The sequence below is a fragment of the Pseudomonas sp. BR20 genome, assembly GCF_050780135.1.
In the GTDB taxonomy this organism is placed as follows: domain Bacteria; phylum Pseudomonadota; class Gammaproteobacteria; order Pseudomonadales; family Pseudomonadaceae; genus Aquipseudomonas.
Window position 1 is genome coordinate 3,425,112 of sequence record NZ_CP172012.1, and the last position, 12,277, is coordinate 3,437,388.

Genomic DNA, 12,277 nt, shown 5'->3' on the forward strand with positions numbered 1-12,277 from the left:
TCCTTACAATTTCTGAAAGGCCGGACTCGACCGGCCGCTGATGCAATACAGAATCACCGACAGGGCCAGCAAGCCGATGATGATCATGATGTCGCGTACTGACGCCGCGTAGATCAAGGTCACCAGCAAGTAACCCGCGCCCAGTGCAGCCAGCAACGCCGGCAACGGCCACAGCGGCATGCGATAGGGATGCTCGCGGTCGCGCAGCAGCACGCGGCTCATCAATGCGCTCAACGCCACCACCAGGTAAACCAATATGATCAGCAATACGCTGAACGAAGTGAGGTCAGCCAGGTTGGAGCTGAAGCTCAGCAACGCCGACGGGATCGCCAGGAACAGCGTGGCCAGCCAGGGCGAATCCCAGCGCGGATGAATGCGGGTGAACAGCTTGTTGATAGTAGGCGTCCACAATGCATCGCGCCCGCTGCTGAACACCACGCGGCCGATCTGGATAACGATGGCGACGATGGCATTGAACACCGACAGGAAGATGCCCGCACTGACCAGGCGCGACAGGGTTTCATTGCCATGACTGGTGAGCAGGTAGCCGATGGGGTCCGGGCTGCTGATCATCGCACTCAGCGAGGGCGCGCCGATCAACAGCGCCGTGATCGGCACCAGCTCGATCACCACCACCAGTCCCAGGGACCACAGCACCGCCTTGTGCACGCCCTTGCCCCCGCATTTCATGTCTTCGGCCAGCAACACGGCGGGGCCGTAACCGTTGTAGGAAAACAGGCCAATGCCCACCGCGCCAATCACCAGGGCCCAAGGCGCCAAATGCAATACACCGTTTTCGACGATCTGGGGTTGAAACAGCACGCTGGCGGGCTGCACCGGGTTACCGAAGCCGATGCACACGATCACCAGCAACGCCGCGACTTCCAGCAGCAGGCAGGTCCCGGTGATCCACGCGTTGAGCTTGATATTGAGGATGCCCAGGGCGTAGCTGCACACCACGATCACCAGGGCCACGGTTTGCGCGTCGAATGTGGTACCCAGAGCATTGTTGAGATAGGTTGCGGCACCAGTGGCCAATACCGGAGGAATAAACAACAGCATCACCAGCACGGTCAGGAACGTCGCGTAGCCGGCCATGCCACCGAACACGCGCTTGGCATACACATACTCGCCACCGGCGCTGTTATGGGCGCGGCCCAGTTCGGCGTAGCAAAACGCGAACATCAGCGCCAGCAGCCCTGCCATCACGAACGCCAGGAACACGCCGCTGCCAGCCTGCTGGATGGCAAAAGGCGCGATCACGAAGACGGAACTGGCGGGGGTCACCGCTGAAACGGTAATGGCCACCACATCGAAGACGCTCAGGGTGGGTTTCAGCACGCCATCGGGCGTGGCGGAAGTGCTCATATCGTTATCCTCTGTCGTTGTTCTTTGTGTGAGGCAGAAACGAAAGGTCTGAAAGTGGCGGGATATGTTTCCCGCTGGATGCTGCCGACGATAACGGTTGGGCTAGTGCCAGCCAATTCCCCTATTGGCGTACTCCCCTTGACGGCACCCGGCAAAAGCCGAACCCTTGGGGTGATCTTTTGTTGGCGGGAGCCTGCTACATGAGCCTGTTTCGTGAAGTCGGCATGCACGCTGGCCTGGGCCGCACCGTTGCGCACATCGGCACCGAGCGTTTCTGGAAACAGCTGGTGCTGTTGTTGCACCAATGCGTACCCTTCGATAACGCGCTGGCGATCTTCTACCCCGTGGAGGGCCCGCCCCAGGCCCTGGAAGAATACGACGCCCAGCCGAGCAGCAAGCCGGCGTCGATGCTGGTGTACCTCAATGGCCTGTATTTGCTCGATCCGTTCTTCCAGGCCTGTCGCGAGGGTTATGCCAGCGGTGTGTATCGCCTTGAGGAAGTGGCGCCGGACCATTTTCGCCAGAGCGAATATTTCCTCAGTTACTTTCACGACAATGTGCTGGAAGACGAGGTGCAGTTGATCCTGCAATTGCCGGGCGCGGGGACGTTGTCGCTGTCACTGGGCATGCAGCGGCGATTCAGCGTTGAGGAAACCGGGCTGATGACCACCCTGTCGGCCTGGGTGCTGCCCTTGATGCAGCAGCACTGGCAACAAAGCACCCGGCGCGCGCCAGCCATGGACAGCCAGATCAGGGATGCGCTGAGCCAATTCGGCTGCGGTGTGCTTTCGGACCGCGAACTGGAAATCGCCCGCCTGGTGCTGCGCGGGTTCTCCTCCAAGGCCATGGCCGAACGCCTGCATATCTCGCCGGACACGGTGAAGGTGCACCGCCGGCATCTGTACGCGAAGCTGGACATCTCGTCACAGCCGGAACTGTTTTCGTTGTTTATCCAGTCGTTGGGGCATGACCTGGAAAACCCGTGAAACCAAGGTTGTACTCAAACCAAATGTGGGAGGTCCCACAACCTCTTCGCCGTAGCGCTGCCGCGCAGAAAATTGGGACCTCTGTGGCGGGCTTGTCCCGCGTTGGGGTGCGAAGCGCCCGTGATGAAGACGAATGCGGTGTATCAGGCACTCCTTTGCGTCTGGTTTTGGGGCCGCTGCGCAGCCCAACGCGGGACAAGCCCGCTCACCACAAGAATACGGGCGCCTGAAATTGTTTATACAAGACTCAGATTTCAGAGTGAAACTTTAACCCTTTAAAATCAGTAAGTTATTTTAATTTTAAAAAATGGGGGGCTTGCCCTCCCCCCACATCAGACTTCTTCAACGGCCCATACGAATGGTGTTCCACACCCGCGTGCGAATCCGGTCGATGTTCAGCGGCATCGCTTCCAGCGCGAATAACTTGCCCATCATTTCGTCGCTGGGGTAGATCTTGGTGTCGGCCTTGATCTCAGGGTCTACCAGGCTATCCGCTGCACTGTTGCCATTGGCGTAGTGCACGGAGTTGGTGATGTCCGCCATCACCTGCGGCTCCAGCAGGTAGTTCATGAACGCGTAGCCGGCCTTTTCATCGGGGGCATCGGCGGGCATGGCCGCCATGTCGAACCAGATTGCGGCGCCTTCCTTGGGGATCTGATAGCCGATCTTCACGCCATTCTTGGCTTCCTTGGCGCGGCTTTCGGCTTGCAGTACGTCGCCGGAGAAGCCGACCGCCACACAGATGTCGCCATTGGCCAGGTCGCCGGTGTATTTCGAGGAGTGGAAGTACGCTACATAGGGGCGCACTTTCATCAGCAGTGCCTCGGCTTTTTTGTAGTCCTCGGGTTTTTTACTGTGGGGTGGCAGCCCCAGGTAATTAAGGGCGATAGGCAGCAATTCCGGGCCGTTGTCGAGGATCGCCACCCCGCACTTACTGAGCTTTTCCATGTACTCGGGCTTGAAGATCAGGTCCCAGGAATCCACCGGTGCGTTATCACCCAGTACCGCCTTGACCTTGTCGATGTTGTAGCCGATGCCGGTACTGCCCCACAGGTACGGGAAACCATGGGCATTACCCGGGTCGTTGTTTTCCAGGGCCTTGAGCAGCACGGGGTTGAGGTTTTTCCAGTTGGGCAACTGGCGCTTGTCGAGCTTCTTCAAGGCGCCGCCCTGGATCTGCCGCGCCATGAAGTGGTTGGACGGAAACACCACGTCGTAGCCGGAGTTACCCGTCATCAGCTTGCCGTCGAGGGTTTCGTTGCTGTCATACACGTCGTAGCTGAAACCGATGCCGGTTTGTTTCTGGAAATTCTTCGTGGTGTCCGGCGCGATGTAGCTGGACCAGTTGTAGATCTTCACCGTTTCGGCGGCGTGGCTGATAGAGGCCACCAACATCACGGACAACAGGGCAATGGCTTTCATGGTTCGATTTCCTGGCGATTTTAGGGCTGTTTTTATGGCAGGCGATCAAGGATCAAAGCGTTACAAAATCAGTACGTAGGTCTTGCGCACGGTTGCCTGGATGTCCCAGATGCCGGTGCTGTTGGCCGGCAACATCAGTGCATCGCCGGTTTGTATGTGAACGACTTCACCGTTGTCAGGGGTGAAGGTGCAGCGCCCCTGGATAAAGTGGCAAAACTCCTGGGAGGTGATCTGCCGACGCCAGCGGCCCGGGGTGCATTCCCAGATGCCGGTCTCGACGCCGTCGCTGCGTTCAACGCTAAGGGTCGAGGCCACGGCGACCGGCTCGCCCAGAGGCACGGCCACCGGTGATGAGTCCGGCAGGTGGACGTTCAGCGTGTCTTTGAAGTGAGTGATGCTCATGGGGTTTTCCCGTGTAAGTGAAACGACTTAGTGCATGAAACCTTCCATGAACCCGGCTATGCCGATCGCGAGCTTGCGGCGCCAAGGGGCGGTGTTGGGGTTGGCCAGCACCTGGTCTTCATGGACGAAACTGCGAATGATCGCGTTATAGCCGAGCCAGCGGCACGGCTCCGGCTCCCAGGCCTTGAGCGCGTCCAATCCGCGCTCGCGGAGCACCCAGGGTTGGTGGATCAGCGGCGTGTCGCGACCGAGGATCAGGTCGGCCAAGGTGCGGCCACCCAGGTTGGTGGCGCCGACGCCCTCCCCGCCGTAGCCACCGGCCAGGGCGATGCCGGTCCTGTGATCGCAGAGCATGTGCGGGCGAAAACGGCGCGACATACCGAGGTTGCCGCCCCAGGAATGGGTAATCCGCACCTTTTTCAGCTGTGGGAAGAGTTCGCCGAACAGGTAGCGACGTAGTGCCACCTCGCTGTCAGTCAAATCAAAGTTGTGGCGCAATTTACCGGCGAACTGGTAACCGCCCCGGGCGCCGAACACCAGGCGGTTATCCGCCGAGCGTTGGCCATAGGTGACCTGGCGACTGCTTTCGCCAAAGGCCTGGCCGTGGCTCAGACCGATTTCATCCCAGGTACTGGCGGGCAGTGGTTCGGTGGCAACGATCAGGCTTTGCACCGGCAACTGGTATCGGCCCAAGGGCGGCAAGGTATTCGCGTAACCCTCGACAGCCGGCACCACCCAGGCAGCGCCCACACTGGCTTTGGCGGTGCGTACAGTGCCGGAATGCCAATGAGTGACCGGACTGCTTTCATAAATGGTCACGCCCATGTTCTCCACCACCCGCGCAAGGCCGCGCACCAGCTTGGCCGGGTTGATCGTGGCGACATGGGGGGCATGGATACCGCCATAGGGCTTGGCGATGCGGATCTGTCCAGCCAACTGTTGCGGGCTCAGCCAGCAGTAATCGGCTTCGGTCAGGCCTTGGGCGTAGAGCGTGTCCAGGTAAGCGCGCAGGCTGCCTTCCTGCTCGGGGTAGCGCGCGGCGCAGTACAGCGCGCCGCCCTTGCGGTAGTCGCAGTCGATGCCTTCACGGGCCAGAACCTGGGCCACTTCGTCGGGAATGCCATGCAGCAGGTCGAAGGAGGCGCGGCGCTGTTCAAGCCCAAGGCCGGCCAACAAGCGGTCTTCGCCCAGCAGATTGCCCATCAGCCAGCCGCCGTTGCGGCCCGATGCACCGAAGCCAGCGGTTTGCGCCTCGATAATCGCAATCTTCAGCTCAGGCGCCTGGCGTTTCAGGTAGTAGGCGGTCCACAGTCCGGTGTAGCCGGCACCGATAATGGCCACGTCGACGTCCAGATCATGTTCGAGGGACGGCCGCGCTATCAGCGGGTCGTCCAACTGGTCCATCCATAAACTGATGTTGCGCCATGCCGGCATGCCAAGCTCCCCTACCACATTTCGATAGGGTTGATCCTAGGGCGCGGGGTTACTCACTGTCTTGCGCGCGTGCACGCAGGGAAATGTGTTTGACGTAGGCCTTGGGTGATTGACCGGTGTGCTGGCGAAAGGCGCTGTAGAACGCCGACAACGAATTGAAACCGGCGGCGAAGGCCAGGTCGTCGACCTTGATCGGTAGTTGCGCTTTATCCAGTGCGGCCAGCAGATGCTGGAGCCGCGCCTGGTTTACGTAGCGGTAGAAACTTTGCCCCAAGACCTGGTTGAGCAGGTAGGAAATCTGATTGCGGCTGTAGCCACACTCCTTGGCGACGCGCTGCAGGTCCAGCTCCGGATCCAGATAAGGCTGCCTGCGCTCGAAGTACTGCTGCAAGTCATTGGCCATATGCCCCAATTGCTGAGGCGACAGGCCCAGGCGGCTGACGCTGGGACGCGGGGTCTGGGAGGGCTGTTCATGCACCAATGACGCGTACTCATTGACGCGCCAGATCAACCCATCGCGGACGGTGATGGCTTCGCTGGTACGGAATGACACCAGCCCCTGACCGCCGCGCAAGGTGATGCGGTACTGGATGAACGCAGTGTCACCATCGGCGCGGATGCGGTCGGTATGTTCAATGGCCTCGTCGGCTTCGCGGGGCATGCTGGCTTGCAGGTACTCGCGCAGTTCGGCGTAACCGATCACACGGTTCTGGAAAAAGTCGTGGTACTGGATGTCCGGGTGGTAGTAGGACATCACGCCCTCAAGGTCGCGATGACGCCAGCACAGGTGGTGGCGCAGCACCAGATCACGAGTAGCGTGGGTGTAATGGCAATCATCGTCTGGCGCGATGTCGGGCATGGAAGGCTCTGAGACGGGTAAACCTCGGAGATTGCCGAATTTTGCCAGCGCCGACAATGGCCAATTGGAACTTCTTACTAGTGGCGTTTTGCCCATCCCTAAGCAGGAGCTGACCCACGTCAAGTGAATGGCTGACAACCGCCGAACGGGGCAGAAAAAATCACCTTGTGCTTGCGAACGAATGCTATTTTTAACTCCTCCGACGCCACGACCAGTGACGGTCCTGGCCCCCTGCCGCGAGCTAAAGGAAGCGCTCAATGAACAAGGTGGGCAACATGAATAAAGTGACGTTCCCCAACGCCTGCCAGCTGATGCGCTGGCATTTTCATCCGATGGGCTTTGAGGGCAGCATGGATGCGCCCGGCAGTATGGTCGCCCGCCTGTTCGACCGGGCAAGCGGCGAGACGCTGATTGCCATCGCCGGCATCCCCTGCGCCACCGTGATGAATGCTGCCGATGTGGAGCGAATTATCGAGGCGGTGGAGGATGAGTTGGAGTCGTTTGTGCCGCCGTTGTCGCTGAGGGCCTGACTCCGGCCCCGCCAACAGGAAACAAGGTCAACTGTGGGAGGGGGCTTGCTCCCGATAGCGCTGGTTCAGTCACTGTAGGTGGTGACTGACTCCCTGCTATCGGGAGCAAGCCCCCTCCCACATTGGAATCGCATTTGTCCCCTACTAATGGCGCTGATCGTCGAAAAACGCTTTCTTGCCGTCAACCCGCTCCGAGGCCTTGGGCACATTCACCGCCTGGCCTTCAGGTTTTTCCACATACCAGTAGCAATGGCTCACGGCCCGGGTAATCCCGACGTAGGCCAGACGCAGCACTTCGTCCTTTTGCGCGGTGTCATAAGGTTCGCTGTCCCCGTCCTTGCCCAGGCCCGCCATGCGGTAGACCTGGTTCTTGTAGGGCGAACTGGTCACATGCTGGCAATCACCGAGCAGGAACACCGCATCCGCCTGCAGGCCCTTGGCGCTGTGGTACGTCAGCTGCTTCAACCTGCGCGCCGCTGCAGGCAAGCTAGAATCAACATTAACAATCGACTGAATATGCTCTTGAATCAGTAGCTTATCGCTACTTTTTCGATACAGCATTAATACCGAATCGCCCTTTTGATAGTGTTCCAGCAGTTGCCGCCCCAACGCCGCATCGTCCCGCTCCAGTACGGTGACCGGTACCAACGCTTTTGGCGTGCCACTGGCCTTGGCCTTTTTACCCGGGATGGCCGGTGCGGCGCGCACGATATGTTCCGCAGCGTCGACGATGTGCTGATGGCTGCGGTAGTTCTCGCTGAGCATGACGCGGGTAGTGCTCGGCGATGGGAATTCCTGGTTGAATTCCATGAAGTACTTGGGCGAACTGCCGCGCCAGCCGTAGATCGACTGCCAGTCATCGCCCACGCACAGCAAGGACGAACGTTGCGCACCACGGCCCACATGCATCGCCGGGCCACGGCTGCGGATTTCCCGCAGGCTGGCGCGTATCCACGAGACGATCTGGGGCGATACGTCCTGGAATTCGTCGATCATCAAGTGCGACATCGGCCGCAGCAGCGGATCGCTGAGGAGCTTGAGGTTTTCCGGGGTATTTTCGCCGAACAGCGAAAACATGCGGTTATAGGTCATGATCGGCGGCGATTGGTCGAGCAGGTGGTCTTCCAGGGCCTTCCAGAAAATGCTCAGGGCTTCAAAGAAGAACCGGTCCGGGTCGTCCTTGGCGAAGCTCATCTGGCCGACAGCGGTCGGCACGTCCAGGCCGAGGTTCTCGATAAAGCCGGCTGCCATCACGAAACTGTCCAGCAGCGGTGCCGAAGCCAGCTCGCCCTTGACCTTGTAATCAAAGCCGGGACCTGCGCTGGCATCCCCTGCTAGGCTGCTTAAAAGCCGCTTTGACGAATCATAGCTATCCAGCCATATCAAAGGCTTACGGCAGAAAGCTTGAAACAAGGTGCGCTTTACCGCCCACTCTGCACGTACCGACAGCTTCGAATTCGGCCGGCTGATCTGGGGGTTTTCCCTGGCGTCAAAGCCCAGCACTACCCACGCATCCAGCTCCGGGATATAGCCGTGGCAGTGAAACTGCGCGCCATTGATTTCGAAGCGCTGGCGACTGGGCTCAATCCCCTTGATCGGCCAGGCGCCGGCACGAAACCACAGGTCTTCGATCACATCGCAGAGTTCTTCGTCGCGCTTGGCGGCCAGTTCGGTCACCGCTACGCGCTTCTGTACATCGGGATGATCACGCTCCAGTTCGCGCAGCTGCAGGCCGTGGCGTGCCAACGGTGCAATCAGTTCACGAAAGCGCGGGTTCTGGCCATGCAATCGGTGATAACAGGCATTCATCTGCTGGCGCTGGGCGTCGCTGATGCGCAGGTCGAACGGGTTGCTGTCAGCGTCTTCGAAACCGGCGCTGAGGTTTTCGAAAGCCTGCAGGCGTTCAAAACCCGGCAGGCTGCGGACCATCGGCAGGATGCGCGAATGAAAGGTGCGCACCACCGCCTGGGCTTCTTTCATGCCAAGGGGTTGGCCCCACAGGTTGAGAATTTCCATGAGCTTGTTGATGAAGTCTTTGCGCGACTCGCGGGTGAAGGTCACTACGGTCATCGAGCTCAATTCGAAGCCCAGGTAATGGGTGAGCAGCAAAATACGCAGTACCAGCGAGGTGGATTTACCCGCGCCGGCACCGGCGATCACCGAGGTTGACGGCGTGTCGCTGAAGATCATCTTCCATTGCGCCGCGCTCGGCTGGGCATGGGCCGGTAACAACCGAGCCACATCAGCCTTGATGCGTTTCTTCACGTCGGCGGTCAAGGGCAGCCGCCAATCGTCGAACAGGCTGTCATCGACGCCGGGCGCGCGGTGCTCATCGGGACGGAAGTCGCGGATCAACAGGACTTGTCGACCTTCCTCAATGCCATCGGCCTTGCCCTCGCGATAGCCATACTCCACGCCGGCCTCGTGACCACTGCGAAAACCATCGGCCTGCCCGTGCAACCAGGAAAACCGATGCTGTGCGCGCAAACGCGTCAGGCCATGGCCAAACAGGCGTGCGGCAAGGCGTTTGAGCAGCGGCATTTCCGCCAATGGGCGCAGTTCGGGGGGCAGATCAGGCTTGTGTTGCGGCACGCGGACTCCTGCGATGAGCTGGGTTTTGACAAGTGCGCCATGGTCGCCGGAATCGGCGCTCAGTTCCAGCCAATTGCTTTACGGTCATGCAGTTAGGCGATGAAGTGAAAGTCAAAGCGCCAGCAATCAATCTAATCCACCGATAGGAATCAGGCATTTTTTACGCTTTTTATCGATGATGAGCTCACGGATCATAGCGCCATCAACAGGAGACGATCATGCTTGAACTTCGACCTTTCAACGCCCTGGGCGGCGCCCACCACGGCTGGCTTGACGCCCATCACCACTTTTCATTTGCTGAATACCACGACCCCAAGCGCATGCATTGGGGCAACCTGCGGGTCTGGAACGACGACATCATTGCCCCCGGCACCGGCTTCCCGCAGCACGCCCATCGCGACATGGAGATCATTACCTACGTGCGTGAAGGCGCCATCAGCCACGCCGACAACCTGGGCAACAAGGGCCGCACCGAGGCCGGTGATGTGCAGGTGATGAGCGCAGGCACGGGGATCGCTCACAGCGAGTACAACCTGGAAGCCACGCCGACCAAGATCTTCCAGATCTGGATCATCCCGAACGAGGCCGGCCTGCCACCCTCCTGGGGCGCCAAGCCGTTTCCGAAAGGTGATCGCGAGGGGTTTGTGACCCTGGCCAGTGGCAAGGCCGGTGACAGCGAGAGCCTGCGCATCCGCGCGGATGCCCGCCTGGTAGCGGCGAACCTGAAAGCCGGGGAAAGCGCGGAATACCGCTTGGACAGCGGGCGTCGGGCTTACCTGGTGCCGGCGACGGGGGTGATTGAAGTCAATGGCGTGCGGGCGCAAGCTCGAGACGGGGTGGCGATTGAGGATGAGCAGGTGTTGCGGGTCACGGCGGTTGAAGACAGCGAGATCGTGTTGGTCGACCTCGCCTGATCCAACGCTTTGGCCTAATAAAATGTGGGAGGGGGCAAGCCCCCTCCCACATTGGGGTTGCGGTGTTACTGGGAGATAGCGCCGTCTACCAGCACCTGCGCCTCTTCCACCAGCAGCTTGAGGTGGTCCTCGCCAATGAAGCTCTCGGCGTAGATCTTGTAGATGTCCTCGGTGCCCGACGGCCGCGCGGCGAACCAGCCGTTTTCGGTCATCACCTTCAACCCGCCGATCGCCTGATTATTGCCCGGCGCATGGCTGAGGATCTGCTGGATGCTTTCGCCGGCCAGTTGCGTGGAGGTCACCTGCTCTGGCGACAGCTTGCCCAGCAGGGCTTTCTGCGCCGGGGTGGCCTTGGCGTCGACACGAATGGCGAACGGCTCGCCCAAGGCATCGGTGAGGCCACGGTAGATCTGGCTCGGGTCCTGGCCTTTGCGCGAGGTCATTTCCGCTGCCAGCAATGCCGGGATCAGGCCGTCCTTGTCGGTGCTCCACACCGTGCCGTCCTTACGCAGGAACGAGGCACCCGCGCTTTCTTCCCCGCCAAAGCCCAATGAGCCGTCGAACAGGCCATCGGCGAACCACTTGAACCCCACCGGCACCTCGTACAGGCGACGGCCAATCCGTGCGGCCACGCGATCGATCAGGCCGCTGCTGACCACGGTCTTGCCCACGGCCGCATCGGCGCGCCAGTCGGGACGGTTCTGGAACAGGTAGTCGATGGACACCGCCAGGTAGTTATTCGGCGCGAGCAGGCCGCCGGACGGAGTGACGATGCCATGACGGTCGTGATCCGGGTCGCAGGCGAACGCTACGTCGAAGCGCTCCTTGAGACCGATCAGGCCCTGCATGGCGTAGCTGGAGGACGGGTCCATGCGGATCTGGCCGTCCCAGTCGACGCTCATGAAGCGGAACGTGGCATCGACTTCGGTGTTCACCACCTCCAGGTTCAGGCGGTAGTGCTCGGCAATCGCCGACCAGTAGCGCACCCCTGCTCCGCCCAGCGGGTCCACGCCCAGGCGCAGGTCGGCGCTGCGGATGGCGTCCATGTCGATCACGTTGATCAGGTCGGCCACGTAGCTGTTGAGGTAGTCATGGCGATGCGTGGTGTCGGCCTTGAGCGCCTGTGCATGGGTGATGCGCTTGACCCCGGCCAGTTTATTGGCCAGCAACTCGTTGGCCTTGGCTTCGATCCACTTGGTGACGTGGGTATCGGCCGGGCCACCGTTGGGCGGGTTGTACTTGTAGCCACCACTTTGCGGCGGGTTGTGGGATGGCGTGATAACGATGCCGTCGGCCAGGCCGCTGGTACGGCCACGGTTGTAGCAGATGATGGCGTGGGAAATTGCCGGGGTTGGTGTGTATTCATCGCCTTCGGCCAGCATCACATGCACACCATTAGCGGCCAGCACTTCCAGAGCGCTGGCACCGGCCGGGGTCGACAGCGCATGGGTATCCAGGCCAACGAACAGCGGGCCATTGATACCTTGGGCTTCGCGATACAGGCAGATGGCCTGGCTGATGGCAAGCACATGCCATTCGTTGAAGCTCAGTTCGAACGAACTGCCACGGTGCCCGGAGGTACCAAAGGCTACGCGCTGGGTGGAGATCGCTGCATCAGGCTGGCCGGTGTAATAGGCCGTGACCAGTCGCGGGATATCCACCAGCAACTGGGCCGGCGCCGGTTTGCCCGCAAAAGGACTGATTGTCATGCATAAACCTCGGATAGAAGGATTCGGAAAAATGGCAGTTTACTGAGAGTTAGACTACTGC

At 60.3% G+C, this 12,277-nt stretch carries 10 protein-coding genes; 3 read left to right on the plus strand and 7 right to left on the minus strand.

Annotated features, from left to right (window positions below):
- Positions 1–3 precede the first annotated feature (3 nt).
- Entirely contained in the window at positions 4–1,368 is a 1,365-nt protein-coding gene (locus tag ACHPFG_RS15810) for an APC family permease (RefSeq protein ID WP_431699724.1), read from the minus strand.
- A gap of 200 nt (positions 1,369–1,568) precedes the next feature.
- Between ACHPFG_RS15810 and ACHPFG_RS15815 the strand changes: the two genes are divergently transcribed.
- Positions 1,569–2,354 carry a helix-turn-helix transcriptional regulator gene (locus tag ACHPFG_RS15815; RefSeq protein ID WP_167655342.1) on the plus strand — a complete coding sequence of 262 codons (786 nt, stop codon included), beginning with the start codon at positions 1,569–1,571 and terminating at the stop codon, positions 2,352–2,354.
- A gap of 342 nt (positions 2,355–2,696) precedes the next feature.
- On the opposite strand, the gene ACHPFG_RS15820 is transcribed toward ACHPFG_RS15815, so the two are convergent.
- From ACHPFG_RS15820 to ACHPFG_RS15835, 4 genes are read right to left on the minus strand one after another with little or no spacing between them, the layout of a single operon-like run.
- Positions 2,697–3,776 carry a polyamine ABC transporter substrate-binding protein gene (locus ACHPFG_RS15820; protein ID WP_431699726.1) on the minus strand — a complete coding sequence of 360 codons (1,080 nt, stop codon included), beginning with the start codon at positions 3,774–3,776 and terminating at the stop codon, positions 2,697–2,699.
- A gap of 60 nt (positions 3,777–3,836) precedes the next feature.
- Positions 3,837–4,178, minus strand: coding sequence for a cupin domain-containing protein (locus ACHPFG_RS15825; protein ID WP_431699727.1), 342 nt, complete (start codon positions 4,176–4,178; stop codon positions 3,837–3,839).
- Between the two features lie 27 nt (positions 4,179–4,205).
- Positions 4,206–5,612: an NAD(P)/FAD-dependent oxidoreductase gene (locus ACHPFG_RS15830; protein ID WP_431699729.1), complete on the minus strand. Its 1,407-nt coding sequence runs from the start codon at positions 5,610–5,612 to the stop codon at positions 4,206–4,208.
- A gap of 49 nt (positions 5,613–5,661) precedes the next feature.
- Positions 5,662–6,471, minus strand: a complete 810-nt coding sequence (locus ACHPFG_RS15835; protein ID WP_145338129.1) for a helix-turn-helix transcriptional regulator — start codon at positions 6,469–6,471, stop codon at positions 5,662–5,664.
- A 257-nt stretch (positions 6,472–6,728) separates the two neighbouring features.
- On the opposite strand from ACHPFG_RS15835, the gene ACHPFG_RS15840 reads away from it, so the two are divergent.
- On the plus strand, positions 6,729–7,001 hold the full coding sequence (locus ACHPFG_RS15840; protein WP_027605770.1) for a DUF1652 domain-containing protein: 273 nt from the start codon (positions 6,729–6,731) through the stop codon (positions 6,999–7,001).
- A 144-nt stretch (positions 7,002–7,145) separates the two neighbouring features.
- On the opposite strand, the gene ACHPFG_RS15845 is transcribed toward ACHPFG_RS15840, so the two are convergent.
- A complete protein-coding gene (locus ACHPFG_RS15845; RefSeq protein ID WP_431699731.1) occupies positions 7,146–9,593 on the minus strand; it encodes a UvrD-helicase domain-containing protein in 2,448 nt (815 codons plus the stop codon).
- Positions 9,594–9,811: 218 nt separating this feature from the next.
- Here ACHPFG_RS15845 and ACHPFG_RS15850 point away from each other — a divergent pair, with 218 nt between their 5' ends.
- Entirely contained in the window at positions 9,812–10,507 is a 696-nt protein-coding gene (locus ACHPFG_RS15850; protein WP_131696389.1) for a pirin family protein, read from the plus strand.
- Between the two features lie 65 nt (positions 10,508–10,572).
- On the opposite strand, the gene pgm is transcribed toward ACHPFG_RS15850, so the two are convergent.
- On the minus strand, positions 10,573–12,216 hold the full coding sequence (gene pgm, locus ACHPFG_RS15855; protein ID WP_431699732.1) for a phosphoglucomutase (alpha-D-glucose-1,6-bisphosphate-dependent): 1,644 nt from the start codon (positions 12,214–12,216) through the stop codon (positions 10,573–10,575).
- Between the last annotated feature and the right edge of the window lie 61 nt (positions 12,217–12,277).